Origin of the sequence: Methylococcus capsulatus (assembly GCF_036864975.1) — a bacterium.
Taxonomy (GTDB): domain Bacteria; phylum Pseudomonadota; class Gammaproteobacteria; order Methylococcales; family Methylococcaceae; genus Methylococcus.
Map to the genome: position 1 here is coordinate 1,250,627 of NZ_CP104311.1, position 26,347 is coordinate 1,276,973.

Annotated in this window: 27 protein-coding genes, 1 pseudogene and 1 riboswitch; of the genes and pseudogenes, 16 read left to right on the forward strand and 12 right to left on the reverse strand. The window is 62.4% G+C overall.

Annotated elements, in window-relative coordinates:
- Nucleotides 1-194: 194 nt before the first annotated feature.
- A complete protein-coding gene (gene ppa, locus N4J17_RS06115; protein ID WP_198322066.1) occupies nt 195-743 on the forward strand; it encodes an inorganic diphosphatase in 549 nt (182 codons plus the stop codon).
- A 6-nt stretch (nt 744-749) separates the two neighbouring features.
- Here the strand turns inward: ppa and N4J17_RS06120 are convergent, their stop codons facing one another.
- The 3 genes from N4J17_RS06120 to hemN all read right to left on the reverse strand — a co-directional run bounded on the left by N4J17_RS06120 (nt 750) and on the right by hemN (nt 4,183).
- Nucleotides 750-1,277: a hydrogenase maturation protease gene (locus N4J17_RS06120; protein ID WP_232470287.1), complete on the reverse strand. Its 528-nt coding sequence runs from the start codon at nt 1,275-1,277 to the stop codon at nt 750-752.
- Nucleotides 1,234-2,718 carry a Ni/Fe hydrogenase subunit alpha gene (locus tag N4J17_RS06125; RefSeq protein ID WP_198322064.1) on the reverse strand — a complete coding sequence of 495 codons (1,485 nt, stop codon included), beginning with the start codon at nt 2,716-2,718 and terminating at the stop codon, nt 1,234-1,236. Before N4J17_RS06125 ends, N4J17_RS06120 begins: the two co-directional genes overlap by 44 nt.
- A gap of 67 nt (nt 2,719-2,785) precedes the next feature.
- Nucleotides 2,786-4,183 carry an oxygen-independent coproporphyrinogen III oxidase gene (hemN, locus tag N4J17_RS06130; RefSeq protein ID WP_198322063.1) on the reverse strand — a complete coding sequence of 466 codons (1,398 nt, stop codon included), beginning with the start codon at nt 4,181-4,183 and terminating at the stop codon, nt 2,786-2,788.
- 89 nt (nt 4,184-4,272) lie between these two features.
- On the opposite strand from hemN, the gene N4J17_RS06135 reads away from it, so the two are divergent.
- Together N4J17_RS06135 and N4J17_RS06140 are read left to right on the forward strand one after the other, a co-directional pair.
- Nucleotides 4,273-4,716 carry a YkvA family protein gene (locus N4J17_RS06135; RefSeq protein ID WP_232470286.1) on the forward strand — a complete coding sequence of 148 codons (444 nt, stop codon included), beginning with the start codon at nt 4,273-4,275 and terminating at the stop codon, nt 4,714-4,716.
- Nucleotides 4,713-5,198: a DUF2127 domain-containing protein gene (locus N4J17_RS06140; RefSeq protein ID WP_198322062.1), complete on the forward strand. Its 486-nt coding sequence runs from the start codon at nt 4,713-4,715 to the stop codon at nt 5,196-5,198. The genes N4J17_RS06135 and N4J17_RS06140 overlap by 4 nt, the downstream gene beginning before the upstream one ends.
- On the opposite strand, the gene N4J17_RS06145 is transcribed toward N4J17_RS06140, so the two are convergent.
- Together N4J17_RS06145 and N4J17_RS06150 are read right to left on the reverse strand one after the other, a co-directional pair.
- The gene (locus tag N4J17_RS06145; protein ID WP_198322061.1) at nt 5,171-6,322 is read right to left on the reverse strand and encodes a glycosyltransferase; all 1,152 of its coding nucleotides are present in this window, start codon (nt 6,320-6,322) and stop codon (nt 5,171-5,173) included. The two genes, N4J17_RS06140 and N4J17_RS06145, sit on opposite strands and share 28 nt — an antisense overlap.
- Before the next feature lie 68 nt (nt 6,323-6,390).
- On the reverse strand, nt 6,391-6,849 hold the full coding sequence (locus tag N4J17_RS06150; RefSeq protein WP_198322060.1) for a GNAT family N-acetyltransferase: 459 nt from the start codon (nt 6,847-6,849) through the stop codon (nt 6,391-6,393).
- A gap of 192 nt (nt 6,850-7,041) precedes the next feature.
- Between N4J17_RS06150 and N4J17_RS06155 the strand changes: the two genes are divergently transcribed.
- The gene (locus N4J17_RS06155) at nt 7,042-8,154 is read left to right on the forward strand and encodes an AI-2E family transporter (protein ID WP_198322217.1); all 1,113 of its coding nucleotides are present in this window, start codon (nt 7,042-7,044) and stop codon (nt 8,152-8,154) included.
- Between the two features lie 352 nt (nt 8,155-8,506).
- On the opposite strand, the pseudogene N4J17_RS06160 reads toward N4J17_RS06155, so the two are convergent.
- Nucleotides 8,507-9,472, reverse strand: a pseudogene (locus tag N4J17_RS06160) (IS5 family transposase).
- A gap of 55 nt (nt 9,473-9,527) precedes the next feature.
- Nucleotides 9,528-9,983, reverse strand: a complete 456-nt coding sequence (locus N4J17_RS06165; RefSeq protein ID WP_198323240.1) for a hypothetical protein — start codon at nt 9,981-9,983, stop codon at nt 9,528-9,530.
- A 300-nt stretch (nt 9,984-10,283) separates the two neighbouring features.
- Here N4J17_RS06165 and N4J17_RS06170 point away from each other — a divergent pair, with 300 nt between their 5' ends.
- From N4J17_RS06170 to N4J17_RS06185, 4 genes are all read left to right on the forward strand, one after another.
- Nucleotides 10,284-11,876 carry an ABC-F family ATPase gene (locus N4J17_RS06170; protein WP_198323239.1) on the forward strand — a complete coding sequence of 531 codons (1,593 nt, stop codon included), beginning with the start codon at nt 10,284-10,286 and terminating at the stop codon, nt 11,874-11,876.
- Between the two features lie 11 nt (nt 11,877-11,887).
- Entirely contained in the window at nt 11,888-12,307 is a 420-nt protein-coding gene (gene arfB / locus N4J17_RS06175) for an alternative ribosome rescue aminoacyl-tRNA hydrolase ArfB (protein WP_277458407.1), read from the forward strand.
- Nucleotides 12,308-12,368: 61 nt separating this feature from the next.
- On the forward strand, nt 12,369-12,593 hold the full coding sequence (locus tag N4J17_RS06180) for a DUF2281 domain-containing protein (protein ID WP_198323238.1): 225 nt from the start codon (nt 12,369-12,371) through the stop codon (nt 12,591-12,593).
- Nucleotides 12,590-12,994: a type II toxin-antitoxin system VapC family toxin gene (locus tag N4J17_RS06185; protein WP_198323237.1), complete on the forward strand. Its 405-nt coding sequence runs from the start codon at nt 12,590-12,592 to the stop codon at nt 12,992-12,994. The genes N4J17_RS06180 and N4J17_RS06185 overlap by 4 nt, the downstream gene beginning before the upstream one ends.
- 49 nt (nt 12,995-13,043) lie before the next feature.
- Here N4J17_RS06185 and N4J17_RS06190 read toward each other — a convergent pair whose 3' ends face one another.
- Together N4J17_RS06190 and N4J17_RS06195 are read right to left on the reverse strand one after the other, a co-directional pair.
- Nucleotides 13,044-14,093: an FAD:protein FMN transferase gene (locus tag N4J17_RS06190; RefSeq protein WP_232470517.1), complete on the reverse strand. Its 1,050-nt coding sequence runs from the start codon at nt 14,091-14,093 to the stop codon at nt 13,044-13,046.
- 105 nt (nt 14,094-14,198) lie between these two features.
- Nucleotides 14,199-14,444, reverse strand: a complete 246-nt coding sequence (locus N4J17_RS06195; protein WP_198323236.1) for a twin transmembrane helix small protein — start codon at nt 14,442-14,444, stop codon at nt 14,199-14,201.
- A 48-nt stretch (nt 14,445-14,492) separates the two neighbouring features.
- Between N4J17_RS06195 and N4J17_RS06200 the strand changes: the two genes are divergently transcribed.
- From N4J17_RS06200 to rpoH, 6 genes are all read left to right on the forward strand, one after another.
- The gene (locus tag N4J17_RS06200; RefSeq protein WP_232470516.1) at nt 14,493-15,227 is read left to right on the forward strand and encodes an SURF1 family protein; all 735 of its coding nucleotides are present in this window, start codon (nt 14,493-14,495) and stop codon (nt 15,225-15,227) included.
- A 4-nt stretch (nt 15,228-15,231) separates the two neighbouring features.
- On the forward strand, nt 15,232-15,852 hold the full coding sequence (locus N4J17_RS06205) for an SCO family protein (RefSeq protein ID WP_198323234.1): 621 nt from the start codon (nt 15,232-15,234) through the stop codon (nt 15,850-15,852).
- 33 nt (nt 15,853-15,885) lie between these two features.
- A complete protein-coding gene (gene ftsY / locus N4J17_RS06210; protein ID WP_198323233.1) occupies nt 15,886-17,874 on the forward strand; it encodes a signal recognition particle-docking protein FtsY in 1,989 nt (662 codons plus the stop codon).
- A gap of 4 nt (nt 17,875-17,878) precedes the next feature.
- Entirely contained in the window at nt 17,879-18,541 is a 663-nt protein-coding gene (ftsE, locus tag N4J17_RS06215; RefSeq protein WP_198323232.1) for a cell division ATP-binding protein FtsE, read from the forward strand.
- Nucleotides 18,538-19,536: a permease-like cell division protein FtsX gene (ftsX, locus tag N4J17_RS06220; RefSeq protein ID WP_232470514.1), complete on the forward strand. Its 999-nt coding sequence runs from the start codon at nt 18,538-18,540 to the stop codon at nt 19,534-19,536. The genes ftsE and ftsX overlap by 4 nt, the downstream gene beginning before the upstream one ends.
- A 100-nt stretch (nt 19,537-19,636) precedes the next feature.
- A complete protein-coding gene (gene rpoH, locus N4J17_RS06225) occupies nt 19,637-20,497 on the forward strand; it encodes an RNA polymerase sigma factor RpoH (protein WP_198323231.1) in 861 nt (286 codons plus the stop codon).
- Between the two features lie 72 nt (nt 20,498-20,569).
- On the opposite strand, the gene metF is transcribed toward rpoH, so the two are convergent.
- The 3 genes from metF to metK form a co-directional block, all read right to left on the reverse strand.
- Nucleotides 20,570-21,421, reverse strand: a complete 852-nt coding sequence (metF, locus tag N4J17_RS06230) for a methylenetetrahydrofolate reductase [NAD(P)H] (RefSeq protein ID WP_198323230.1) — start codon at nt 21,419-21,421, stop codon at nt 20,570-20,572.
- Nucleotides 21,422-21,592: 171 nt separating this feature from the next.
- Complete coding sequence (gene ahcY, locus N4J17_RS06235; RefSeq protein ID WP_198323229.1) at nt 21,593-23,008, reverse strand: adenosylhomocysteinase; 1,416 nt, start codon at nt 23,006-23,008, stop codon at nt 21,593-21,595.
- Nucleotides 23,009-23,085: 77 nt separating this feature from the next.
- Nucleotides 23,086-23,169, reverse strand: a riboswitch (S-adenosyl-L-homocysteine riboswitch).
- Between the two features lie 44 nt (nt 23,170-23,213).
- The gene (gene metK, locus N4J17_RS06240) at nt 23,214-24,383 is read right to left on the reverse strand and encodes a methionine adenosyltransferase (protein ID WP_277458406.1); all 1,170 of its coding nucleotides are present in this window, start codon (nt 24,381-24,383) and stop codon (nt 23,214-23,216) included.
- A 436-nt stretch (nt 24,384-24,819) separates the two neighbouring features.
- Between metK and N4J17_RS06245 the strand changes: the two genes are divergently transcribed.
- Nucleotides 24,820-25,554: a glycosyltransferase gene (locus tag N4J17_RS06245; protein WP_198323227.1), complete on the forward strand. Its 735-nt coding sequence runs from the start codon at nt 24,820-24,822 to the stop codon at nt 25,552-25,554.
- Between the two features lie 187 nt (nt 25,555-25,741).
- On the forward strand, nt 25,742-26,212 hold the full coding sequence (locus tag N4J17_RS06250) for a YbhB/YbcL family Raf kinase inhibitor-like protein (RefSeq protein ID WP_232470522.1): 471 nt from the start codon (nt 25,742-25,744) through the stop codon (nt 26,210-26,212).
- The last annotated feature ends 135 nt before the right edge of the window (nt 26,213-26,347 follow it).

The following is a 26,347-nucleotide window of genomic DNA, read 5'->3' on the forward strand; positions in this document are numbered from 1 at the left end:
CCTATTTGCTGCAAGCCTCAACTGCCGCAGAGGTGGCCGTGGGATCACGTATGCCGTCGTGAGCCAGCGACACTGCGCTGCCCCTGTTGACGTTCGCTGATGGCAATAGAGCGACCCACCCATGGTTTTTGCTGCCAGCGTCCCTTTTTCCCGACTGTTATAATGGGCCATGTGCTCATTTCTGGAGAGAAGTCATGGCTTTGATGAAAGTCAGTTCCGGCCGGCAGGTGCCCGAGGACATCCACGTCATCATCGAGATTCCGGCGTTCAGCGATCCGGTGAAATACGAGGTCGACAAGGAGACAGGGGCGCTGTTCGTGGACCGTTTCATGGGCACGGCTATGCAATATCCGTGCAATTACGGCTACATCCCCCATTCCTTGTCGGAGGACGGCGATCCGGTCGACGTGCTGGTGATCGCGCCTTGCCGTCTGCTCAGCGGTTCGGTAGTGCGTTGCCGGCCGATCGGCGTGCTCAAGATGCAGGACGAGGCCGGCGGCGATGCCAAAGTGCTGGCCGTGCCGGTCGACAAGCTTTCTTCGCTGTATTCCAAGGTCAAGTCCTACCGCGACATTCCTGAGCCGCAACTGGCTCAGATCGCCCATTTTTTCGAGCATTACAAGGATCTCGAACCGGGTAAATGGGTGAAGATCAATGGCTGGGGCGACATCGACGAGGCGCGGCTGGAAATCACCAGCAGCATCGAGCGTTACAATCAGGCCAAGGAAAAGCCGTATTTCTGACCCCGCTCAACGGCCAAGGATCTCCCAAGCAGCGCCAGGCGGATCGCCGACCAGCGCTTCGGCGAAGCGCAGCGCAGATTCCAGATTCAATGCCGCCTCCCGGCTCAGGCTCTCCCCCAGGCCGAACCGTTCTCCGCGGATGCTCAGGAGATATGTAGGCGGCGGTTCTTCACCGTTGATGTGCCGGTAGACTTCCAGCAGGGCTTGCGGGCTGACGGCGTGGCTGGTGTAGCTGTCGTCACGCTGGGGCGTTATCCGCTCGAACCGGAACGGCGGCGGGCAGCCGAAATGGGCGTCCACGAACAGCACCCGGTCCCGTCCGGCGAGGTCGAGCGCGTGCTCGATCTGGAGCTGGAAATCCTGCAGGAATTCGATACCCGCCCTCCGCGAGCTGGCCAGGCGTTCTTGCAGCGCCTCGAGGAACAGCGGCCCGAGCGCGTCGTCACCCCGGCTCGGGTTGCCGTAGCCGAACACCAGCAGTCCCGCCACCTCAGTGCAAAACCGTGCCGTCCGCCCGCCGGTGCAGGCGGTCAAGCATCCGGCCGCCGGCGTCCATGAGCTCGATGACCAGCGGCATCTTGCCCAGGGCGTGGGTGGCGCAGGACAGGCAGGGGTCGTAGGCGCGGATCGCGACTTCGATATGATTCAGCAGCCCTTCGGTGATCGTCCGGCCGTCGAGGTATTCGGCGGCCACCTGGCGGATCGATTCGTTCATCGCCTGGTTGTTGTGGGTGGTCGAGACGATCAGGTTGGCGCCGGTGACCAGGTCGTTTTCGTCGACCTGGTAATGGTGGAACAGGGTGCCGCGCGGCGCTTCGATCACGCCGATGCCTTCCGGCCGGCGCTCGCCGTGGACGACGAGGTCGGTGCCCAGCAGTTCCGGATCGTGCAGCAGTTCGCGGATGCTCTCGGCGCAGTGCAGGGTTTCGATCATCCGGGCCCAGTGGAAGGCCAGCGAGCCGTGTACGGGTCCGCCGCCACTCTGGGCCAGGAAGTCCTGCCGCGCTTCTTCGGCCAGGGGGGTGGGGATGAAGTCGCAATTGTTGATGCGGGCCAGGGGGCCGACCCGGTACCAGCCGTCGTCCTTGCCCAGCGCCTCGATATAGGGGAATTTCATGTAAGACCAGGAGCGCACCTCTTCGCGCAGGATGCAGGTGTAGCCCCGGTAGTCGAGATTGTCGAAGATCGTCCGGCCGGAGGCGTCTTTGGCCCGCAGCCCGCCGTGGTAGATTTCGAAAGCGCCGTCGTCGCGGATCAGCCCCATGAAATTGGAACGGATCAGGCCGAAGCGTTCATGATGCTCGCGATTGGCAAGGTAAATCCGGCGGATCAGCGCGAGTGCGTTGCGGCACCAGCCGAGGACCTGATCGATGTCCTGCAGCAGGATATCCCTTTCTTCCGCCGTCAGGGCCTTGTTCATCCCGCCGGGGATGGCGGCGCTGCCATGGATACGCTTGCCGGAAATCAGCCGGATCACCTCCTGGCCGTATTTGCGCATGCGGACGCCTTCCAAGCCCACGTCCGGATATTCTTTCAGCACCTCGAAGATGTTGCGGCGGCCTGCCGAGCTGTCGAAGCCGAACAGGAGGTCGGGCGTCGCCAGGTGGAAGAAATGCAGGGCATGCGACTGCAGGAACTGGCCGAAATGCATTAGCCTACGAAGCTTCTCCGCGGCCGGTGTGAGCCGGTCCACGCCGACGACCTGGTCGATGGCTTTCGCCGCGGCGAGGTGGTGGCTCACCGGGCAGATACCGCACAAGCGCTGGACCAGCACCGGCAGTTCCCAGTAAGGGCGGCCCTGGATGAAGCGTTCGAAGCCACGGAATTCGACGATGTGGAGCCGGGCCTGGCGGACGTGGTTGTCGTCGTCCAACAGGAGGGTCACCTTGCCGTGACCTTCGACGCGGGTCACCGGGTCGATGACTACGCGCTTCAGGTTCTCGGGGTGGTCGGCGGTCTCGAGATGGTCATACATCGTTCACACCTTCGCGCTTCGGGATGAGGCCCGATGATACCACCGGCAAGTGTGACACGATCGGGGGTCAGATGACCTTGGAATAGGCCCGTCGCTCCTGATCCTGGCGCAAGTGGCGGTCGAACGCCATAGCGATGTTGCGGATCAGGAGGCGCCCCTTGGGAGTGACCGTGAGCCGGTTCGGTCCCAGCTCCAGCAGTCCGTCTTCGGCCATCGGTTCGAGGTCGCCGAGTTCGGCGGTGAAGTAGCGGGCAAAGTCCACCCCATGCTGGCGGCCGAGGTGGGCGAAGTCCAGTTCGAACTGGCACATCAGGGCCTGGATCACGGCGCGCCGCAGCAGGTCGTCGTCATCGCATTCCAGCCCGCGCATGATGGGCAGCACGCCCTGGTCGAGCCGGGCGTAGTAGTCCTCCAAGGTGCGGAAGTTCTGACTGTAGGTCGGCCCGATCTTGCCGATGGCGGTGACACCCAGGGCGACCATGTCGCAATCGGCATGGGTAGAGTAGCCCTGGAAATTTCGCTGCAGCCGGCCTTCGCGCTGGGCCAGGTTCAGCTCGTTGTCCGTCTTGGCGAAATGATCCATGCCAATGTAGACATAGCCAGCGCCGGTCAGGTGGGCGATCGCATTTTGCAGGATTTCCAGCTTGCTGTCGGCGCTGGGCAGGTCTTCGTCGCGGATCTGGCGCTGCGGCTTGAACAGATGCGGCAGGTGGGCATAATTGTAGAGTGAAATCCGGTCCGGATCGGCGGTCAGGATGCGGTCGAGGGTGTGGCGGAAGCCGCTCACCGTCTGCTTGGGCAGGCCGTAGATCAGGTCGATGCTGACCGAGCAGAAACCTTCGGCGCGGGCGGCGTCGAGGACGCGCAGCGTTTCCGCCTCGCTCTGGATGCGGTTGACGGCCTTTTGCACCTCGGGGTCGAAGTCCTGCACCCCTAAGCTCATCCGGTTGAAGCCGATTTCGCGCAACAGGGCGATAGTGGCCTCGTCCACCTTGCGCGGGTCGATTTCGATCGAGTATTCGCCTTCGGCCAACTCGAAATGCTCGCGTGTGGCCTGCATCAGCCGGCGCATCTGTTCGTGGTTCAGGAAGGTCGGCGTGCCGCCGCCCCAGTGCAGTTGGCGTACTTCCCGATGCCGCCCCAGGTGCCTCGCCTGCAGTTCGATTTCCTTTTCCAGGTAGTCGATGTACTTGCCGGCGTGCTCGCGGTTGGCGGTCACGATCTTGTTGCAGGCGCAGTAGAAACAAACCGTCTGGCAGAAGGGGATGTGGAAGTACAGCGACAGCGGCGAAGGATTTGCCGCGGCGGCGCGCCAGTTCAGCCATTCCTCGTAGCGGGCGGCGTTGAAGCTCGGTACGAAGCGGTCGGCGGTCGGATAGGAGGTGTAGCGCGGGCCGCTGCGGTCATACTTGCGGATCAGCGCGGGATCCCATTCCACGCGCAGACCGGTGTTCTGGTCGTTCATCGGGGGTAGAATCTGGATAAATCGAAGTGGCGGGGAACGATGCGCCCGGGCTCCGGCCTTGTCAAGCCGCAACCACCGCGCAAGAGGGCATGGCGATGATACTCCTGGAAAAGACCGTCCACGACAGTGCGGCGTTCGCCAAGGCGCGATCCAAGGCGAACGAATACGTAAGCGATCCCGGCAAACTCTCGTCACTCTTGGACAGGGCCTCACGGAAGGCCGAGGCCAAGCAGGGGCCGTTGAGCGAGGTGCGGGATTCGCTCATGGCCTGTCTGCGGCTGCTCAGAGCCTGTGCCCAGAAGCGGTACTCTCTGCCCTGGCAGAGTCTCAGCCTGATCGTCGCCGCCGTGGTCTATTTCGTGATGCCGGTGGACTTGATCCCGGATTTCATTCTGAGCCTCGGTTTCACTGACGATGCCGTACTGCTGGCCTGGACATTTAGACAAGTGAAGTCCGATCTCGAAGATTTCCGCCGCTGGGAACAGGAACAGGCGGAGGCCGCGCCGGCGAGCGACGTGGCTGAGACTTCATGACGCAGGGCAGGCACGGTGTCCGCGTTGTCGCCGCCCTGGAAGCCGCCAAGGGCTTCGTCGTGCTCCTGGCCGGCTTCGGGGTGATCGGGCTGGTGCATCGCGGGTTGGAGCCCGTCGCCGACGAACTGGTGCGGCATACCCACCTCAACCTGGCCAGTCGCTATCCGCGGATTTTTCTCGATCTGCTGGAAAACCTGTCGGACCAGCGGCTGCGGGGGTTGGCCGCCCTGGCGTTCGGCTACGCCGCGCTGCGCTTCATCGAGGCCTATGGCTTGTGGCGCGAACGGCGCTGGGCCGAATGGTTCGGCGTGGCCTGCGGCGGCATCTACGTTCCTTTCGAGCTCTACGAACTGGCCGAAGGCGTGTCCTGGCTCAAACTCTCGACCCTAGCCATCAATCTGGCGGTGGTCGGTTACCTGGGCTATGCGCTGTGGCTGAGCAGGCGCTTGTCGCCTCAGCCGGTTGCGTCATCGCTTAAATAGACGCGTCCCTTCCAGCGGCTGCGCTCGCCGCGCCAGTAACGCAGTGCCGAACTCCAGGTCATGGCCAGATAAGCACCGGCGATGACCGGCATAAGCAGTCCCCATACCGGGCTTCTGTCATAGAAGCGCAGGATGGGTATATAAGTGCCCGCCATCAGCAGCACCGCCCAGCCGGCGGCGAACGTGACCCCGTATCCGTACCCCGATGCCAATAGGCCCGCCGGCGGCAGCCAGAACAGGATCAGCATGAGCAGCGTGCACACAGCCAGCAGCCAGGCCGAATAGCGCAATTGGGTGAAGGCGGTGCGGGCGACCATGTCCCACACGTCGGCAAGCGTGTCGTAGCGGCGCAGGCTCAGCACCGCCCGCGACAGTCCGAGCCAGGTTCTCGCGCCCGTTGCCTTCACCTTTTTCGCCAGGGTGCAGTCGTCGATGAGCGCGCCGTGGATCGCGGCAAACCCGCCGATCCGTTCCAGCAGCCGAGTTTCCAGCATGATGCAGCCGCCCGCCGCCGCGGCGAAGCGGCGGTCCGCTGAATTGGCCAGGGCGAAGGGGTACAGCATTTTGAAGAAATAAACGAAGGCCGGCATCAGCAGCCTTTCCCAGAAGTTCTCCATCCGCAGCGAGGCCATCAGGGATGCGAACTGAATGCCTTCGCTGCGCATCTTCTCCCGCAGCGCACCCAGGACGCCCGGTTGTAACAAGATGTCGGCATCCAGCAGCACGGTGTATGCGGTGCCGACCCGGGCCACGCCCTGCTCCAGCGCCCACAGCTTGCCGCTCCAGCCCGGCGGCAGCGACTCGTTCCGCAGGATGGTCAGGTCCAGGCCGGCAATGCCTTTCGCCGCCTCACCCGTGCCGTCCCTCGAGCCGTCGTCGACCAGCACCACGCGCAGACCACTGCCTTGATCCTTGATCGCCGCTAGCGTCTGCCCGATCACCTCGGCTTCGTCCCGCGCCGGGATCACCACCGTCACGTCGTGCAAATCGTAGCAATGCCCGCCGGATGCGGTTCGCAGCACTTCCCGGTTGAGCCAGGGGAGCCACGGCAGCGCCAGGACGAGGCTCCAGAGCGCAGCGGAAACGAAAACGAGCCCTCCGAAAATCGAATCTGCGGTATCCATGCGTTTCCAGTCGTTCGAGAAGCGCGGCAGTTTCCACGGATGCCGGAGGAAACGCAACTGACCTGAGCTCAAGTCACGTGGCGCAGCGTTTTCCGCAAACCGACCAGCGCCGTCCGCTGCCAGCCCTGCCGGTCGTAGAAGGCCAGCGCCGGTTCATTGGTCCGGTCCGCCAGGAGTTGCAGACGGGTGAGGCCGGAGTCGGCCGCCCAGCGCTCGATTTCGCCCAGCAGCCGCTGCCCGATGCCTTTCCCGCGGACCTCCTGCGCCACCACCATATCTTCGACCAGCCCCACCCGGCCGCCTTCCGCCGTGGAAATCAGCGTCTGCACCGAACACATGCCGATCACCCGGCCCTCGCATTCCGCTACCAGCACCCGGTCCGCGTCGTTCCTGATCAACAGGGCGAGTCCCCGGCGCTGGCGGTCCGGATCGAAGGTGAAATCCGCCTCGATGGAGAACAGGACGCCGAGGAGTTCCACCATTGCTTCGACGTCACGCATCTCGGCGGGGCGGATCATGATGGCCATGGTTTTACCTGCAGTGAACTTGAGAAAATGGGACTCGAGCCGACCGGGGATGGGGCGTCCGACCGTGGCCGGCGGGAGCTCCGGCCGTATGGCCAAACCGCCAGGACGGACGGTTGGAATGACGCGGCCTCGAACCGAAACCTTAAAGGAGCCTCGCAAATGAACACAAGTGAACCCCGTGCGTCCGACGGAATGCTGGAAAAAATGATCTCGCACAAGCTGATAGATCTGTTCATCAGGGTTGGGCTGATAGGTTTTCTGGTCATTTATTGCTATCAGATATTCAAGCCATTTATCGGCTTGATGCTGTGGTCCGTCATACTGGCGGTGGCGTTTCATCCCATGCAGGTCTCGTTGGCCCGCAGAATGGGGGACAAGCAGGGCCGTGCCGCGACTGTCCTGGTACTAGTGATACTCCTGTGCGTGCTGATTCCCACTGCGCTTCTTGCCATATCCTTCGCGGATTCGGCGACCGACCTGGTACGGCAAGTCCGGGACGGCAGCCTCAAAGTGCCGGCTCCCCGCGCTTTTGTTGCGGAATGGCCTTTGCTGGGAGACAAACTGTACGCGCTTTGGTCGGCCGCATACGATGATGTCGGTGCCGTGGCCGCGAAATTCGAGCCCAAGATTCGCACCGTCACCAAAGAGATATTGGGTTACGCGGCCAGTGCAGGCTCCGCGGTATTGAAGTTCCTGGTTTCCCTGGTGCTTGCGGGCGTCTGGATGGCCTATGCCTCGTCCGGCCACGCGGCGGCTAGAGCCATCGCCAACCGGATGGCGGGTCCCGAGCAAGGGGATGCCCTGGTCAGGCTTTCGACGACGACCATTCGCGCCGTGGCGCAAGGCGTGATTGGCATCGCCTGCATTCAGGCGCTGTTGCTGGGTGCCGGCTTTATCCTGGTCGGCGTTCCAGCCGCGGGGATTCTGGCATTATTGGTTTTGCTGCTGGGTATCATGCAAGTTCCCGCCCTTTTGATATCGCTGCCGACGGTCATTTATGTCTTCATGACCAACGACTCCACAATCATGGCGATAATGTTTGCCATCTATACAATCGTTGCCGGTTCTGTCGATAACATACTCAAGCCCTTCATGCTGGGGCGGGGCGTGGACGCCCCGATGCCGGTGATTCTGCTGGGCGCCCTCGGCGGCATGGCGACCGGCGGCATCATCGGTCTGTTTCTGGGGTCCGTCATGCTGGCGTTGGGGTATCAGTTATTCATGGCCTGGGTGTATAACGATAGCGAGCAAGAAAGCGTCGGGGCGACATGCAGGCAGGAGTCTCGGGATTCCTCCGTGGAGTAGTGCCTGACGCTATCAATCCAGCCTCCCTCTTCCCAGGAATTCGCCGATGAGCCGGCCGATCTCATCCCTCGGGACACGCCCAGCGCTTCCAGAAAAGCGCCGATCGGAACCAGTTTCCGCTCATGCAGCATCTGGTCGATCTTGTAGAAACGTTCGGTGCGGTTCATCTCACTGACGAATTGGATTTCAATGGGTGCGCGTATTCGGGGTGTAGACGCGATGCGCCCTGTTTTTTGTTCCGGTTACCGCGGTTTTCCACATCCTCCCGGCCATCCAAGCTTGCCTCACTTGTTGAACGGCGTTGGTGCATAAATTAACCAAAGGCAACATATTTCCCTCACCCCAGCTTTCGTCAGGGGGGAACGCGCCCAACCCGCATTGAAATCGGCATGCCGAGGTAGGTCATGACATTCATCGCGGCGATCCGCACATGAACCTCGGTCACTTGGGTTTCGAACAGGCGGGAGGCCAGGCTGCCATCGAACAGTTGCTTGAAGCGGTCCATGGCATTTTCCGCGAGGCTGCGGCAGTGAGGGCCCGTCGCTTTCTTCCACGCCGCCATGCCTTGCTCAGCGATTTGCCGCAGCGCGTCGTTCCGCGGATGACCGTCTTCCCAGGGAACAGCATTATCGCACGGCGGCACAACCAACCGGGCCTCCCGCGAGACGGCAACCTCCTAGGCACTGCAGGTGTCATAAGCGCCATCGCCGTCGATCTGTTCAATCGGGCCTTCGACTTGCTCCACCAAGCCTTCGAACACCTCGCCATCCGCCCACTCGACCGGGGTGACCTCCACGCCGATCACGTCCTTGGCGTTGCCATCCACCGCCAAATGAACCTTGCGCCAGGTCCGGCGCTGGCCTGCACCATGCTGGCGGACTTTCCACTCGCCTTCGCCGTCGATTTTCAGCCCCGTCGAATCCACCACCAGATGCACCGGCCCCGGCCGTTCCCGCCGCGGCATGGCCCCCTCCAGGCGCTTCGCGCGCCGCGACATTGGGGTATGATTCGGGACCGGCAATGCCACGCCCATCAGGCGCATCAGCGAACCCGCCAGACCTTCCACCGCGCGGTAAGGCAATCCAAACACCGCCTTGAGCATCAGCAAGGTTTGAATCGCTGTATCCGCGTATTTCAACGGCTTCCCCCGGTTGCCGGTCGCTTTCCCGTGCCAGTGACGACGCAAGAAGTCTTCCTCGAACCCCACCGTCATATCGCCTCGCCGCACCAGCGTACGGTCGTCATCCGGCCAGTTCGTCACCCGGTATTTATCTTCGGCTTTGCCCGCTTGGCTCTTCGATAACCCCGGCTTCGACACGCGCTACTCTCTCTTCAGTCTGGATGGACCACATAGAATGACGCGTCCAGCCGATTTATTCACCAACGCCCTGCTCTTCGCTCTCGACCTCCTCCTCACTCAGCGCCTGTGCGGCGCTGGTAGCGTTCTTGCTCCGTGTCACCGAAGCGGTCACTGGGATGCCGGTGCAATAATCCAGAATGACGCCATCGTCGCAAATCGTGTGGATCACGAAAGCCTTGGAAGAAAACTTCTTGTCGTAGGGGAAGCAGTAGCTCAGGCCGTATATCGGCTTGTCGACGATCGACGCGCACAGCATCGGGCCGTTCTTCACCGCCCAGAGCCGTTTTCCCGATTTGGCATCATAGCCGCTGTATTCGCCGTCGCCATCGTTCTGGTCGATGACGACCACGTCCGTGTAGGTCGAGGTGTTCAGGCGGTAGGTCAGGGCGAATGTGGCGATGGCCTTGTCGGCGCCGGATGCGCCGAAGCTGGCCAGGGCGGCGGTGAGGAGCAGGGTGGTTCGTTTCATGGTCGTGGGTTTCCGTGTGTCCGAAGAAAGTGAAAGCGCGGTTGCCGACCGGACTCATCTCCAGACCGGGTTGCGCCGAGTCACACGATACGGGCCGTAGTGGCTCAAATAGTGAGTTACCCATCCCGGAAGTACGAACTTGAGATATCCTTACGTGCTTGAAAAAGGCCCCAGCCGTCTTGAAATCCCGTTCCAGGGCTGCCATGTGAGCCGAGCTGCAAGCCAAGCGCTGCCTCCTTCGCTTCGGCCGGTGCCGGGGTCGGGGCCATACATTCTCATTCCTTCCTCTCGGTAAGCATTTTGATCTCTACAGCCAATGTCACGATGCAGTTCGGCGTCAAGCCGCTGTTCGAAAACGTCTCCGTCAAGTTCGGCGAGGGCAACCGCTATGGCCTGATCGGGGCCAACGGCTGCGGCAAGTCGACCTTCATGAAAATCCTCGGCGGCGATCTGGAGCCGACCGCCGGCAATGTTTCGGTGGAACCCAACGTGCGCTTGGGCAAGCTGCGCCAGGATCAGTTCGCCTACGAGGACCGGCGGGTGCTGGATGTGGTGATGATGGGGCATACCGAGATGTGGGCGGCGATGTCCGAGCGCGACGCGATTTACGCCAATCCGGACGCGAGCGAGGACGACTACATGCGGGCGGCGGAGCTGGAAGCCGCCTTTGCCGAATATGACGGCTATACGGCGGAAGCCCGTGCCGGCGAACTGCTGTTGGGTGTGGGCATTCCGCTGGCGCAGCACAACGGGCCGATGAGCGCCGTGGCCCCGGGCTGGAAGCTGCGCGTGCTGCTGGCCCAGGCGCTGTTTTCCAATCCCGACGTCCTGCTGCTGGACGAGCCGACCAACAATCTGGATATCAACACCATCCGCTGGTTGGAAAACGTGCTGAACGAGCGGACCAGCACGATGATCATCATTTCCCACGACCGCCATTTCCTCAACAGCGTCTGTACGCACATGGCGGACATGGATTACGGCGAGCTGCGGGTGTATCCGGGCAATTACGACGACTACATGGTTGCTTCGACCCAGGCCAGGGAGCGCCTGCTGGCCGACAACGCCAAGAAGAAAGCCCAGATCGCAGAACTCCAGTCCTTCGTCAGCCGCTTTTCGGCCAATGCCTCCAAGGCCAAGCAGGCCACTTCCCGTGCCAAGCAGATCGAGAAGATCAAGCTGGAGGACATCAAGCCTTCGAGCCGGGTCAACCCGTTCATCCGTTTCAACCAGGACAAGAAGCTGTACCGGCTGGCACTGGAGGCGAAAGGTCTGAGTCAGGGCTATGGCGGCGATCCGCTGTTCAGCGGTCTGGATCTGATGGTCGAGGTGGGCGAAAGGGTGGCGGTGATCGGCCCCAACGGCATCGGCAAGACCACTCTACTGCGCACGCTGGTGGGTGAGATGACTCCGACGGAGGGGGCGGTGAAATGGTCGGAGAACGTCAACCTCGGCTATTTCGCCCAGGATCATGCCGCCGATTTCGCCGAGGACATGAATCTGTTCGACTGGATGTCGCGGTGGAAGCGGGAGGGCGATGACGAGCAGACGGTACGCGGCACACTCGGACGGCTGCTGTTCTCGGCGGACGAAATCAAGAAATCGGTCAAGGTGCTGTCGGGCGGCGAGCAGGGCCGCATGCTGTTCGGGAAGCTGATACTGCGCCAGCCCAACGTCATGGTGCTGGACGAGCCGACCAATCATCTGGACATGGAATCCATCGAGTCGCTCAACACCGCGCTGGAACACTACCCCGGCACCCTGATCTTCGTCAGCCACGACCGCGAGTTCGTCTCCTCCCTGGCAACCCGTATCATCGAGCTGACGCCGCAGGGTGTGGTCAATTACAGCGGCACCTACGACGAGTACCTGCAGTCGCAGGGCCTGGAATAGGCCAGGGTCCGGTGGAGCGGCTGATCGTCAACGCCCAGGTTTCGATCCCGCTGGCGGAGATCGAAATCGGTTTCGTCCGCTCTGGGGGCGCCGGCGGGCAGAACGTCAACAAGCTGGCTACCGCGGCGCACCTGCGCTTCGACATCGCCGCCTCCTCCCTGCCGGAAACCTGCAAGACGCGGTTGCTGGATCATCGCGACCGGCGGATTTCCGCCGAAGGGGTCATAATCATCAAGGCTCAGCGCTTCCGTACCCAGGAGAAGAATCGGGAGGACGCGCTCGCCCGGCTGCGCGGGCTGATCCTGCAAGCGCTGGCGCAGCGCAAGCCAAGGAAGCCGACCCGGCCGTCGCTGGCGGCGAAGAAGAAGCGCCTGGACGAAAAATCCAGGCACGGCGAGATCAAGAGATTGCGGGGGGCGATCAGCGATTAGCGCCGGTTCCCGAAGGGGAGTTCCCGCGAGTTTTTTGTTATCGCATTGAAGAGAAAACGCCATGACCTTGGCTGAGACGATTTATCGGCGCACGTTGAATCTGCCGGAGCATGCCGCTCGCGAGGTGCTCGATTTCGTCGAGTTTCTTGAGGTTCGCTACGGTGTGTCCGGTAACGCTCCGCTTCCGAGCGATACCGAAAACTGGCTTGAGCGGGTATGGGGTACCTGCCCCGAGTTTCCCGAGCGGCCGGCGCAACCGCCTCTCGATGAGGTGGAAGTCTTATGACGCAATGTTATCTTTTGGATACAAACGTTTGCATCGCTCTCGAACGCGGCCGTCATGCCATCTTGAGGCAAAGGGTTGCTGCGCGTCCTCTTGGCCAGATGTGCATCTGCGAAGTCGTGTGGGCCGAGTTGTTGCTGGCTGCCGAGCTTTCGGGCGATTACGGGCGGGCCCGTAGCCGGATCGAGGAGTTCAGGCATCTCGCCAGCTATCCCTTCGATCGTCGGGCTGCCGAGTGCCATGCGGGAATCAGGGCCTTGCTTCAGAAAGAGGGCCGGACCATCGGTGCCAACGACTTGTTGATCGCCGCCATTGTACTCGCGAATGACCTCATCCTCGTCACTCACAACACGAGGGAATTCAGCCGGGTACCGGGCCTCAGATTGGAAGACTGGCTGATATGAATGTGTGGACTGCCGAAGGGTTCCAACCTCGGGCCAAAGGCGAGCCTTTTCATTGGGCGGGCAGAGGCGATGCCGGCGGCGTCGGCATTTCAGCACCGAAGGCCGGAGTAAACCGCTCTTTCAACTCGCCGTATTCGCCGTAGATCAGTAATGCCTTGAGCCCTTCCCGTTCAGCGGTGGTGTAGCCCTTTTGCTCGCCCAGGCAAAGCAACGCGGTGGACCATGCGTCGGCCCAGGTGGGATCGGCATGCAACAGGGTGACCGACAGCAGGTGGTGGGTCACCGGGCGGCCGGTTTTCGGGTCGAGGATATGCGAGTAGGTCTTGTCACCTTCCTGGAAGAAATTGCGGTAAGTGCCTGAGGTCATGATGGCGGTTCCCTCCGTCTGGTGGATATCCAATATCCGTTCGACTTCGCGGGTGTAGGGGGTCGGCTTTTCCACGGCGACGCGCCAGGGTTTGCCGTTGGCCTTGCGACCCTTGACTTTCATTTCGCCGCCGATTTCGACCAGGTAATTTTCAATTCCCTTCGTTTCCAGCAGGCCGGCCACGCGACTGACGGTGTAGCCTTGGGCGATGGAGGAAAGATCGATGCGCAGGGCCGGGTCTTTCTTGCGCAAACGCCGGCCGGGAGCGTCCACTTCCAACTTATCCATGCCGATGTGCGGCAGCACCGCGGCGATTTCGTCATCGGTCGGTACGCGGTTCTGATGGCGCGAGAAGCCCCACAGGTCGAACAGGGGTTTGATCGTCAGGTCGTAACAGCCGTCGGTCTTGTCATGCACCTGTCGGGCGATGTCGACCAATTCGGCGATTTCCGGCGAGACGGTCAGCCAGTCGGTCGTGGCTTCGCGATTGAGCCTGGAGATTTCGGAGTCTTCCCGGTAGTTCGACAGCTTGAGGTCGATGTCGTTGTAAACGGCATCCACGGCCTGCTTCAATGCCGCTTGATCCAGCGGCAGGCCGTCGAGCACCATCTTGATGTGGTAAGTGGTTCCCTGCACATCGCCCGAGAGCAGGGTTTCGTTTTCTCCGGACTGGCAGGCGGTCAATGCGGCGCCGAGTACCAATCCGCCACAAAGGCGCAGAATCGGAAGCATCAGGTTATCTCTTTGCGGCAGCGTAGCGGCCGAGCCGTGCGCTTGCGTGGGAAAAGGACAGGCTAGCGGGTATCATATGCGGCCTTTGGCGGGTTGCGACTTTGTTCAGTGCGGATTGGCTGCGGTTTGGGCCGGCGTGCTGGGCCGAAGTCCGTGCGGGCGCAGAAGGCCCAGCGCATACCCCAGCAGCAGTGCCAGGAACAGCGCAATCGACAGGCCGATGCGCACGGTCAGGGCGCGCACGGTTCTGGGTGAACGGCGGTCGCCGTCCTTGACCAGATAGAACAAGGCGGAACCCAGGCTGGCGATGATCACGACCAGGACCAGCACGATGAGGATTTTAGGCAGCATGTTCGGATTCCAGGGCGGCGGATGCGGAACACCGGCCACGGTTGGGAAATGAGCCATTATAGCTTCAAACCCACGGGGATTGCGGTCATCGGGATCGCGCTGGCGCTGCCTCTGTTCTGCGCCCTCGGGGTCTGGCAGCTCAACCGGGCCGCCGAGAAGCGGGCGCTGCAGGTGCAGTTGGCCAGCCAGTCGGCCGAGCCTTTGCTGCGACTGGAGCAATCCGAGGCCGAGCCGCCACGCTATCGGCGGGTGGTGGTGAAGGGGGAATACGATGCCGGGCATCAGTTCCTGCTGGACAACCAGATTCACGGCGGCAAGGCCGGTTATCATGTCCTCACTCCGCTCCGGCTCGCGGGTTCGGACGTGGGGGTGCTGGTCAATCGCGGTTGGATTCCCGCAGGTGCCGACCGCCGGCGGCTGCCCGATCTGCCGATCCGGATGTCCACCGTCGAGCTGACCGCCTTGGTGGAGCGTTTCCCCGTCGTGGGTTTGAAGCTGAAGGGTGCGGAAATCCCGGCGCCAGGCTGGCCGGCGATGGTACAGGTTCTGGAGCGGGAAGCGCTGGAGCAGCGCCTCGGTTACCGCCTGCTGCCTTACCAGTTGCTGCTGGATGCAGGGGAGGCCGAAGGTTACCTGCGCGATTGGAAGCCGGCCAACGTCGATCCGGGCCAGAGCACGGGCTACGCTATCCAGTGGTTTTCCTTCGCCGCCATCGCCTTGGGACTGTTTCTACGCCATGGATTCAAGGCAGGTGCGGTGCGGGGTCCGAATGCTTCTCCATGATCTCATGAATCGTCTCACAACCATGGCACTCACTTCGACTCAGCGGCGCAATCAGCGCACCATCATCATCATCGCCATGATCTGCATCGTGCCGTTCGTCGTGGCCTGGTATCTGGCCCGCCATCCGCAGTGGGTGATGGGTGATCTGGGCAACGTCGGGCACCTCGTCACCCCCGTCGTCCCGTTGAACTACAGCGAACTGCTGGCGGCTCCGGTTACGTCTTCCGAATCGATGGCGCAGCTCAAGGGCCGCTGGATCGTTGTGAGTGTCGCCGCTGGCCCGTGCGCCGAAGTCTGCCGCCAGAACCTGTACAAGACCCGGCAGATGCGGCTGATGCTGAACAAGGAAATTCCGCGTGTGCGCCGTCTTCTCCTACTGACCGATCCGGGGGCTGCTGGGGCGCTGGCCGACTGGCTGCAGCAGGACGAATTCCTGGCAGTGGCCGGACTCGCGCCTGCCCTGCGGGAAAAGCTGGAAAAAGCGGCAGGCGGGCCGTTGCAGCCGGGGCAGATCCTCCTGCTCGATCCGCTCGGCAACCTTATGATGTATTACGATGCGGATTTCGATCCTTACGGCGTGCTGAAGGATCTCAAGCATCTGCTCCGCGCCTCCCGGATCGGCTGAAGCCGGATGGCCCATAACTGACAACAACATGCCATGTTCAGGAAGCTCACTTTTCTCGGTCTGATCCTCCTCTTGGGTGCGCTGCTCATCGGCGCCTTCCTCCGTATCGCCGACGCCGGACTCGGCTGTCCGGCCTGGCCCGGCTGCTACGGTGCGCCCGTCGTGGACGAGCAGTCCACCGCGATGATGGCGGCGGTCGGGGGTAAGGCGCTGAAATGGCTGTGGCTGGGCCGGGTTCACCGGTATCTCGGCGGGGCGTTCGGCCTATTGGTGTTGATCCTGATCGCCATGGCCTGGCGGCTGCCGGCGCACCGCGGCAGGGCGGCGTCTTTGTTGACAGTGCTGCTGTTCCTGGTGGGAGTACAGGCCGGACTGGGGCTGTGGGGACACTATGCCACGCTGATGCCGCTGGTTTCCGCCGCCCACCTGTTCAGCGGATTCCTGACCCTTGGCTGCGCTTACTGGCTGTATCTGTGCGTCGAGCCGAGGGTGGACGAGAGGGCGGTGCGGGGAGTTGCCGGTTTGCGCATCGTGGCCCGTCTGGGTCTGGTGCTGCTATTGGCCCAGATTGCCTTGGGCGGCTGGACCGAGGCCCAGCGCGCCGGCCTCGCCTGTCCCGACTTCCCTACCTGTCTGGGTCAGCCCTGGCCGGAGGTGGATTGGCGGCGCGGCTTCACGCTCTGGCCGAATATTGCCGCCGACTATCCGGGCGGGATATTGCCTGTCGAGGCACGGGCGGCCATCCATTTCGCGCACCGGCTCGGCGCCGTGGTGGTGTTCCTCGTGCTGAGCGTGTTGGCCATGGGGGCCAGTTCCAACCGCAATGCGGCGCCGATCAGCAAACCGGCGGTACTGCTGAGCTTCCTGCTGCTGCTCCAGATTGGTCTCGGTATCTTGAGCGTCCTCCTGCGGCTGCCGGTGGCGGTCGCCGTCGCCCACCAGGCCGTGGCGGCGCTGCTGCTGCTCAACCTGGTGCATATCAATGTCTACCTGCGCCGCAGCCGGCTGGAAGCCGCCGCTGTTCCCGCAGCGGTGCCGCCGTGTCCTCCGGTCGTGGCGGTACCACCGCCGCCTGCGCCGGAGACCCTGTTCGAGCGCCTGCGCGGCCAGCTCAGCAAGACCCGCAGCGGCCTGACCGGTTTGCTGGCTACCCTGGGCCGGGGACGTATCGACCGCGCGTTGCTGGATGAGATCGAAGAGCAGTTGCTGATGGCCGACGTCGGCGTCAACGTGACACGGGAAATCGTCGCCGATCTGGCCGAAGGACTGGAGAAGCAGGAGCCGGTCGACGGCGAAACCCTACGCAACCGTCTGCGTGGCCGTCTGCTCGACATCGTTCGCCCTTGCAGCGTACCGCTGGTCATTCCACCGGAGGTCCGGCCCTTCGTCATCCTGGTGGTGGGGGTCAACGGCGTGGGGAAGACCACGACCATCGGCAAACTCGCCAAACGGTTGCAGAACGAGGGCCACAGCGTCATGCTGGCCGCCGGGGACACTTTCCGCGCCGCCGCGGTTGAGCAGATCCAGACCTGGGGAGAACGCAACAAGATCGCGGTGATCGCCCAGCACAGCGGAGCCGATTCGGCTTCGGTGATCTACGACGCCGTGGAGGCCGCCAAAGCGCGCGGGGTGGATGTTCTGATCGCCGATACCGCAGGCCGGCTGCACACCAAGTCGAATCTGATGGAAGAGCTGAGCAAGATCAAGCGTATCATCGGACGTCTCGACGAAACCGCACCGCACGAAGTGTTGCTGGTGCTGGACGCCGGCACCGGCCAGAACGCACTGTCCCAGGCCAAATTGTTCAACGAGGCGGTCGGCCTGACGGGCTTGGCGTTGACTAAGCTGGATGGCACCGCCAAGGGCGGGGTGATCTTCGCATTGGCACGCCAGTTCGGCATTCCCATACGTTTCATCGGCATCGGGGAGGGCATTGACGATCTGCGCGACTTCGACGCCGTCCAGTTCATCGATGCTCTGTTCGCCGAGGATGGGACGAGCGGGACCGCCCGCCTGCATTGAGCCCGTGCTGGAATTCAAAGAGGTTTACAAGCGCTATCCCGAGTTCGGCGAAGCCCTGCACAATGTCAGCTTCCACATCGGGCGCGGCGAGTGGGTGTTCCTGACCGGGCCTTCAGGGGCCGGCAAGAGCACCTTGTTCAAGCTGGTCGCCGTGATCGAGCGGGCCACGCGCGGCCAGATCGTGCTGGACGGCCGGAACATCACCCGCGCCTCCAATCGGGAGATCCCTCATATTCGGCGCAAGCTCGGCCTGATCTTTCAGGATTACAAGCTGCTGTACGATCGCTCCGTGTTCGACAACGTGGCTCTGCCGCTGGTCATCGCCGGGTTCAATCCAGGCGAGGTCAGCCGTCGGGTGCGTGCGGCGCTTGGCAAGGTAGGGCTTTTGTCCAAAGAGAAGCGGTTGCCGCAAACCCTCTCCGGGGGAGAGCAGCAGCGCGTCGGCATCGCCCGGGCGATCGTCCACAAGCCGGACTTCATCCTCGCCGACGAGCCCACCGGGAACCTCGATCCGGAGGCTGCGCGGGAGGTCATGGACATCTTCCGCGATTTCAACGGTCTCGGCGTCACCCTGCTCATCGCCAGCCACGACGAGCAGTTGATCTCTCGGTGTGGGGGGCGGATCCTGCGCCTTCAGCGCGGAAGTCTGGCGGAGGTGAACGCATGAAACGGCAGCGCCGGCGTGCTCAGCGGGAGGGCGGCGCGTCTGCTGCCCGGCGGCGCGGCGGTCCGAGCCCGGTCGACCGGCTGCAGAGCTACCTGGTTTCGCATCTGCAGACCGCGAAAGAGGCGCTGCGGCGCATGCGGCGTACGCCTTTCGCCATGGCGCTCACGCTCCTGGTCATCGCCGCCACGCTGGCGCTGCCCACCAGTTTCCACGTGCTGGTGAAGAACCTCCGCATGCTCGGCGGGGACCTGGAGGCAACCAACGAGATTTCCCTTTTCCTCAAGCCGGATCTGTCCAACGATGTCGGGCGCAGGTTGGCGGAGCGTTTGAAAAGCCATGTCCAGATCGCTGAGACGCGGCTCGTCACCAAGGAGGCCGGAATCGAACAATTGAAAACCTACAGTGGATTCGGCGAAGCCTTGTCCGCTTTGAACTTCAACCCGCTGCCGGTGGTGATCGGCATACGTCCGAAGGACTCGCTGACCCAGCCCGGGCAGGTCGAACGCCTCGTGGCCGAACTCAAAGCCCTGCCCGAAGTCGACCTGGTGCAGAGTGACATTCAGTGGATGCACCGTCTCCATGCCCTGCTCCAGGTCGCCGAGCGCAGTTTCGGCGTTCTCGGGGCGCTGCTGGCGGCGGCGGTGGTATTCATCATCGGTAACACCATCCGTCTGGAACTTTACGGCCGCCGCGAGGAAATCGTCGTGCAGAAGCTGCTCGGCGCGACCGACCGATTCATCCGCCGGCCGTTTCTCTACACTGGTTTCTGGTACGGATTTCTCGGCAGCATCGGCGCCTGGATCGTCGTCGGCGTGATGCTGCTGATCGTGCGGGCGCCCATCCACCAGCTCAATGTCCTTTACGGCAGTGATTTTGCCCTGGCCTTTCTCGGTTTCCAGGAGACCGCGGCGTTGATCGGCATCGCCTGTTTCTTAGGGATAGCCGGGGCATTCGTCGTGCTCATCCGCCATTTGCAGGACGTGCGGCCCGACTGAGCGGCAGGCTGAGTACTTGCCGAAGTCGGGAACTTGCGCTAGTTTTAGCACTCAAATGGGGCGAGTGCTAAAACCCATCACCATCACAACAGGGCATTCCATGACTTACGAATTGACTCTCCCGACCCATTTGCCGCTGGGCTCCATCGACGATTATTTCGCTGCAGTGAATCGTCTGCCACGGCTGGATGCCGACGAGGAGCGGGAACTGGCCATCCGCTTCCGTGATGAGCAGGACCTGGAGGCAGCCCGGCGCCTGGTGCTGGCCAATCTGCGTTTCGTGGCCTACATCGCGCGGGGTTATCTCGGCTACGGCCTGCCGCTGGCGGATCTGATCCAGGAGGGTAACGTCGGCCTGATGAAGGCCGTTAAGCGCTATGACCCGGACGTGGGCGTGCGGCTGGTTTCGTTCGCGGTCCACTGGATCCGCGCTGAGATTCATGAATTCATCATCCAAAACTGGCGCATCGTCAAGATTGCGACCACCAAAGCACAGCGCAAGCTGTTCTTCAATCTGCGCAAGATGAAGAACCGGCTGGGCTGGCTTACCCCCGAGGAAGCCTCGGCGGTGGCGGCAGAGTTGGGCGTGGATGTCGATGATGTCTACAAGATGGAAAACCGGCTGAACAACCCGGACATGGCGCTCGAAGCGCACGGTGAGGATGACGGCGACGACCGCGAGAGCCATGCGCCCATCCATTATCTTCAGCAGGAAGGAGGCGACCCGGCGCTGCTCATCGAGCACAGCGAATGGGAAAATCGCCAGCAGGAAAAACTGCAGGAAGCCATCGGCCAGCTCGACGACCGTAGCCGCGACATCGTGGCCAGCCGCTGGCTCAGTGAAGACAAGCTGACGCTGCACGATCTGGCGGCGCGCTACAACGTCTCCGCCGAGCGTATCCGCCAACTCGAGAGCAGCGCGATGAAGAAGCTGCGGAACGCCCTCGCCGACGCTGCTTGATTTTCAAAAGGCTGACTGGGCCAGCCCGCCCTGGATTCGATCCGGGAGCGCCTACCGGGGTCGCCTGTCTGCTCAGGCCAAGCCCAGCGCTTTCCAGATTTCGAGGCAGGCCTCGGCCCGATTCAGCGTGTAAAAATGCAGGCCAGGAGCCCCCTGTTCCAGCAGTCGCCGGCACAGTTCCGTCACCACCTCCAAGCCGAAGGCCCGGATCGCTTTGCGATCGTCGCCGTAGGCTTCCAGCCGTTTGCGGATCCAGCGTGGAATATCTGCGCCGCAGAGGTCGGAAAACCGCGCCAATTGGGAATAATTGGTGATCGGCATGATGCCTGGCACGATCGGAATACCGATGCCGAGCCGTTCGCAGTCGTCGACGAACCGGAAATAGGCTTCCGGATTGTAGAAATACTGGGTGATGGCGCTGTCGGCGCCGGCTTCCACCTTGCGCTTGAAATTCTTCAGGTCGCTCTCGGCGCTGGCTGCCTGCGGGTGGACTTCCGGGTAGCAGGCCACTTCGATGTGGAAATGATTCCCCGTTTCGGCGCGGATGAATTCCACCAGTTCATTGGCGTGCCGGAATTCGCCCGCCGACAGCATGCCGGAGGGCGTGTCTCCCCGCAGTGCCACGATGTGGCGGATTCCGTGCGAGCGGTAGGCTTCTAGGATTTCGCGGATGCTCTGGCGGGTAGAGGCGATGCAGGACAGGTGTGGCGCACACTCGATGCCAGTGGTGTGCTGAATCTCCAGCGCCGTTTCGAAAGTCTTCTCACGTGTCGAGCCGCCGGCGCCGAAGGTCACGGAGCAGAACCGCGGCTTGAGCGGCGCGAGCATATTGAGCGTGCGGCGCAGGTTCTCCGCCGCATCTTGGGTTTTTGGCGGAAAGAATTCGAAGCTGAGTTCCCGTGGATATTTCAGTTGAGTCTTCATTGCACTCCCTCTCACCCCGGCCCTCTCCCAGGGGAGAGAGTGAGCAAGATTGCTGCGGCTTTCATGTTGAAGAAAAACGAAATCCTGCACGAGGCAGGCCGTCGGATGGGGCAGGCTCGAAAGGCCGGCCTCCGGAGCCGGGGAGGCTCCGGAGGCAAGGCCATTGCCTCGTCAGTAACGATAATGGTCCGGCTTGTAGGGGCCTTCCACCGGCACGCCGATATAGGCGGCCTGTTCCGGACTCAGCACCGTCAGCGCCGCCCCGATCTTCTTCAGATGCAGCCGTGCCACCTTCTCGTCCAGATGCTTGGGTAATACATACACTTCGTTCCTGTATTTCCCGCCATGACAGAACAGTTCGATTTGGGCCAGCGTCTGGTTGGTGAAGGAGTTGGACATCACGAAGGACGGATGTCCTGTAGCGCAGCCGAGGTTCACCAGCCGGCCCTCCGCCAGCAAGATGATGCGGCGGCCTGAGGGGAAGATGATGTGATCCACCTGTGGCTTGATGTTCTCCCAGGTGTACTGCTTCAGGCTCGCGACCTCGATTTCTGAGTCGAAGTGGCCGATGTTACAGACGATGGCCTGGTCCTTCATTTTCACCATGTGGTCGTGGGTGATAACGCCCACGTTGCCCGTGGCGGTGACGAAGATGTCGGCCTTGTCGCAGGCATCGTCCATGGTCACGACCCGATAGCCTTCCATCGCCGCCTGCAGAGCGCAGATCGGATCGATCTCGGTGATCCATACGGTGGCGCCGAGGCCGCGCAGGGACTGGGCGCAACCCTTGCCCACGTCGCCGTAGCCCAGCACCACGGCGATCTTGCCGGCGATCATCACGTCGGTGGCGCGCTTGATGCCATCCACCAGAGATTCGCGGCAACCGTACAGGTTGTCGAACTTGGACTTGGTTACCGAGTCATTGACGTTGATAGCCGGGAACGGCAGGCGTCCCTTGGCCTGCATCTCATACAGGCGATGTACGCCCGTGGTGGTTTCTTCGGTGACCCCCTTGATGCCTACCTGGATCTTGGAGTACCAGCCCGGCTTGGCTGCCAGCCTCTTCCTGATGGCGGCGAACAGCACCTGTTCCTCCTCGCAGGTCGGGTTGGCGATGAGCGAGGCATCTTGCTCGGCGCGGGCGCCCAAGGTCACCAGCAGGGTGGCGTCGCCGCCGTCGTCCAGAATCATGTTGGGTCCCACGTCGCCCGGCCATTCCAGGATACGGTGGGTGTATTCCCAGTACTCTTCCAGGCTCTCGCCTTTGTAAGCGAACACGGGGATGCCTTCGGCGGCGATCGCGGCGGCGGCATGGTCCTGAGTCGAGAAGATGTTGCAGGAGGCCCAGCGGACCTCCGCGCCCAGCGCGACCAGGGTCTCGATCAGCACCGCGGTCTGGATGGTCATGTGGAGGGAGCCGGCGATGCGGGCGCCCTTGAGCGGCTGGGTGGCCCGGTATTCCTCGCGGATCGCCATGAGGCCCGGCATTTCAGTCTCAGCGATGGCGATTTCCTTGCGGCCCCAACCGGCCAGGGAGAGATCGGCGACCTTATAGTCGTCGAATGCGGCGTTGGCTACAGCGTTCATATCAATAAATACCTCTTCATCAGTTCTCCACCGGCGCTACGGCTCTGATTACCCGTCGGCCGCCGCGGCCGGTGGAGATAAACAGAGCGCCGTTGGGAAACCGATTGTCCCTGCCGAGCCTGGCGGCCTCTCGCTGGGCCGTCGCAGCGCTCCTCGGCGCGGACAATGCCGCCGAAAGCCGGCGGCTCAAATCTTTGGATCTGAATCAGGCGATCGGCAGGCCGGCCGCCTCGCGCAGCAGTTCGGCTTTGTCCGTCCGTTCCCAGGTAAAAGTGCCTTCGGTGCGGCCGAAGTGGCCGTAGGCGGCGGTCGGACGGTAGATCGGCCGTAACAGGTCCAGCATGGTGATCAGGCCCTTCGGACGCAGGTCGAAGTGTTCGCGCACCAGTTTGACCAGCGTCTCCTCGGCAATTCTGCCGGTGCCGAAGGTCTCGATGCTGATCGAGGTCGGTTCGGCCACGCCGATGGCATAAGACACCTGGATCTCGCAGCGGTCGGCCAGGCCGGCGGCCACGATGTTCTTGGCGACGTAGCGGCCCATGTAGGCGGCGGAACGGTCGACCTTGGACGGATCCTTCCCGCTGAAGGCGCCGCCGCCGTGGCGGGCCATGCCGCCATAGGTGTCGACGATGATCTTGCGTCCGGTCAGGCCGCAGTCGCCTACGGGGCCGCCGATGACGAAGCTGCCGGTCGGGTTGATGAAATACTTGGTGTCCTTGTGCAGCCACTCCCTCGGCAGGACATGGTAGATGATTTCTTCCATGACCGCTTCGCGGATGTCCTTCTGCGCCACGTCTGGCGCATGCTGGGTCGAGAGCACCACGGCATCGACCGCCACTGGCTTGCCGTCCTCATAGCGGAAAGTGACCTGGCTCTTGGCGTCCGGCCGCAGCCAGGGCAGTACCTTGTGTTTGCGGACTTCGGACTGGCGCTGTACCAGGCGGTGGGCATAGGTGATCGGTGCTGGCATCAGCACGTCGGTCTCGTTGGTGGCGTAGCCGAACATCAGGCCCTGGTCACCCGCTCCCTGTTCGTGGCTGTCGAATTCGTCGACACCCATGGCGATGTCGGGCGATTGCTTGCCGATGGCGGTCAGGACGGCGCAGCTCTGCCAGTCGAAGCCGATCTCGGGGTTGTCATAGCCGATTTCGTGCACGACCTTGCGCACCAGTTCCTCGGTGTCCACCCATGCGGACGTGGTGACTTCGCCGGCGAGTACGACCATGCCGGTCTTCACGAGGGTTTCCACGGCGACGCGCGCCTTGGGATCCTGCGCCAGGATCGCATCCAGCACTGCATCGGAAACCTGGTCCGCGATCTTGTCGGGGTGACCTTCGGAGACGGATTCCGAAGTAAAAATGAAAGAGTTGCTCACTTTAATGCTTCCTACGGTTGAACGACACGGTTTAACGATCATGGCGAGCAGCCGCCCTGGATGATGACGATGCGCCAGGAACGCCGATTGACGGATCCCGCCTTTGGGACCAGCCCTCCAGCCATGCTTCCGCAGGTTCAACTTCGCTCCCGGCAGTCGCGCATGCTTTGCGCCCGAAGGGTGCGCGACACAGCGACGTATCGCACGAGCGCGGCTGCTCGCAATGAGCGCTCCCCTTACCCCCGCCCTCTCCCGCAAGGGGACAAAGAGACGCTTCGCGGTGTTTTACGTTAATCTGGAGGCGAATTATAGGTCAGGGGAGTGGGCACACAAAGCCCGCCGTCGAAGTCGGCCGTTTCGTAACATCGGTATGTTATCCAATGGAGTTTGGGTCTTTTCGTGATTTTGGAAACTAATTATACCAAGAGGGCGAGCCATGAATCTGGAATCCATCACCATCGTTCTACCCACCCGCAACGAGGCCGGCAATATCGAAGCGTTTCTGGCGTCGTTGCCCCAAGCGGTGCATCTGATCGTCGTCGATGCCAGTGATGACGAGACGCCGGATATCATCCCGCGGGTGCGTCCCGTCCGGACGCAGGTGTTGCGGCGCAGGAGCACGATCACCCAGGCGCGACAACTGGGTGCAGAGCTGGCCTCTACCGAGTGGCTGCTGTTCACCGATGCGGATATCGTGTTTCCGGAAGGTTATTTCGATGCCCTGGAGGGGGTGATGGACGCGGCCGTGGTCTACGGGCCGAAACTGTCGCGCGACCGTTTCGCGGCGTATTACCGCTGGTTCGGCTATGGTCAGCAATGTTCACACTGGCTGGGAATTCCCGCGGCCACCGGGTCCAACATGCTGGTCCGGAAGGATGCGCTGATCGCGGTGGGCGGCTTCGATCCGGAGCTGGTGTGCAACGAAGACTCGGAACTGATCTGGCGGATCAAGCGGGCGGGCTACCGGATCCGGTTCGAACCTTCGCTGCCGGTCTATGCCCGCGACCATCGCCGACTGGATAGCGGACTTTGGCGCAAGACCTGCCATTCCGTGTTCCGCTGCGCGTTGTTGTATTGGGACCTGATTCCTGCCCGCTGGCGCGGAGCGGACTGGGGCTACTGGTCGCCGCAGCAGAGCGGACGGGCGTCGGGCATCTCACGGGTGGAGTGAGTTCGGGCGCAACCGCCTTGAATCCGTCGCCCTTGTAATGGGAAGATCGGCTCTTGGAATCGTTCCAAGCGGGGGAGTGAAAATGAAGCGTTGTGTTTTCCGCAGTGGGATGCTCGCGCTGCTCATCCATCTCCCGCTGGTCTGGACCGGAAGTGCGGCCGCCGAAGCGGCAGGGGGAGACACGGCCATGGCTTTGATCATCACTTCGGACGCTTTCCCGCCGGACGGCAGGATACCGCGAAAATACACCTGCGACGGCGACGACATTTCGCCGCCTCTCAGTTGGTCGGGGTTGCCAGCTGGAACCCGCAGTCTGGTGCTCATTGTCGATGACCCCGATGCCCCCGATCCCAAAGCCCCCCGAATGACATGGGTCCACTGGGTGCTATACAACTTGCCCCCGGCAGTGCCGGGCTTGCCCGAGGCCGTCCAGTCGCTGCCCGCCGGAACGCTGCAGGGCCTGAACGACTGGAAGCGCACCGGCTACGGCGGTCCCTGCCCGCCGATCGGCCGCCACCGCTATTTCCACAAACTGTATGCGCTGGATACCGTCTTGCCCGATCTGCACCGGCCGGACAAGGCGAAACTCGAGCAGGCCATGGCTGGGCACGTGCTCGGCCAGGCCACGCTGATCGGGACTTACCAGCGCTCCCGCTGATTGCCGTCGCCTGCGGCTGCAGTTCCCCGCTCCTTACCGCCCGAGATGTTCTTGCGGCAAGCCCTCCGTTTTGTGGGATCATTTGGCGTCGAGCGCCAGGTCCAATGACGGGCGGATTGTTCAAGAAGGTCGAAG

Excerpts from the sequence above, each read along its gene's own strand:
- N4J17_RS06250 (WP_232470522.1), top strand. The coding sequence starts at position 25,742 with ATGGCTTTGATCATCACTTCGGACGCTTTCCCGCCGGACGGCAGGATA.
- N4J17_RS06155 (WP_198322217.1), top strand. The coding sequence starts at position 7,042 with ATGCTGGAAAAAATGATCTCGCACAAGCTGATAGATCTGTTCATCAGG.
- N4J17_RS06245 (WP_198323227.1), top strand. The coding sequence starts at position 24,820 with ATGAATCTGGAATCCATCACCATCGTTCTACCCACCCGCAACGAGGCC.
- ftsX (WP_232470514.1), top strand. The coding sequence starts at position 18,538 with ATGAAACGGCAGCGCCGGCGTGCTCAGCGGGAGGGCGGCGCGTCTGCT.
- N4J17_RS06140 (WP_198322062.1), top strand. The coding sequence starts at position 4,713 with ATGACGCAGGGCAGGCACGGTGTCCGCGTTGTCGCCGCCCTGGAAGCC.
- N4J17_RS06195 (WP_198323236.1), bottom strand. The coding sequence starts at position 14,444 with ATGCTGCCTAAAATCCTCATCGTGCTGGTCCTGGTCGTGATCATCGCC.
- N4J17_RS06185 (WP_198323237.1), top strand. The coding sequence starts at position 12,590 with ATGACGCAATGTTATCTTTTGGATACAAACGTTTGCATCGCTCTCGAA.
- N4J17_RS06200 (WP_232470516.1), top strand. The coding sequence starts at position 14,493 with ATGAGCCATTATAGCTTCAAACCCACGGGGATTGCGGTCATCGGGATC.
- metF (WP_198323230.1), bottom strand. The coding sequence starts at position 21,421 with ATGAAGACTCAACTGAAATATCCACGGGAACTCAGCTTCGAATTCTTT.
- N4J17_RS06205 (WP_198323234.1), top strand. The coding sequence starts at position 15,232 with ATGAATCGTCTCACAACCATGGCACTCACTTCGACTCAGCGGCGCAAT.
- N4J17_RS06125 (WP_198322064.1), bottom strand. The coding sequence starts at position 2,718 with ATGTATGACCATCTCGAGACCGCCGACCACCCCGAGAACCTGAAGCGC.
- hemN (WP_198322063.1), bottom strand. The coding sequence starts at position 4,183 with ATGAACGACCAGAACACCGGTCTGCGCGTGGAATGGGATCCCGCGCTG.
- rpoH (WP_198323231.1), top strand. The coding sequence starts at position 19,637 with ATGACTTACGAATTGACTCTCCCGACCCATTTGCCGCTGGGCTCCATC.
- N4J17_RS06135 (WP_232470286.1), top strand. The coding sequence starts at position 4,273 with ATGGCGATGATACTCCTGGAAAAGACCGTCCACGACAGTGCGGCGTTC.
- N4J17_RS06165 (WP_198323240.1), bottom strand. The coding sequence starts at position 9,983 with ATGAAACGAACCACCCTGCTCCTCACCGCCGCCCTGGCCAGCTTCGGC.
- ahcY (WP_198323229.1), bottom strand. The coding sequence starts at position 23,008 with ATGAACGCTGTAGCCAACGCCGCATTCGACGACTATAAGGTCGCCGAT.
- N4J17_RS06180 (WP_198323238.1), top strand. The coding sequence starts at position 12,369 with ATGACCTTGGCTGAGACGATTTATCGGCGCACGTTGAATCTGCCGGAG.
- ftsY (WP_198323233.1), top strand. The coding sequence starts at position 15,886 with ATGTTCAGGAAGCTCACTTTTCTCGGTCTGATCCTCCTCTTGGGTGCG.
- ppa (WP_198322066.1), top strand. The coding sequence starts at position 195 with ATGGCTTTGATGAAAGTCAGTTCCGGCCGGCAGGTGCCCGAGGACATC.
- N4J17_RS06190 (WP_232470517.1), bottom strand. The coding sequence starts at position 14,093 with ATGCTTCCGATTCTGCGCCTTTGTGGCGGATTGGTACTCGGCGCCGCA.
- N4J17_RS06145 (WP_198322061.1), bottom strand. The coding sequence starts at position 6,322 with ATGGATACCGCAGATTCGATTTTCGGAGGGCTCGTTTTCGTTTCCGCT.
- N4J17_RS06150 (WP_198322060.1), bottom strand. The coding sequence starts at position 6,849 with ATGGCCATCATGATCCGCCCCGCCGAGATGCGTGACGTCGAAGCAATG.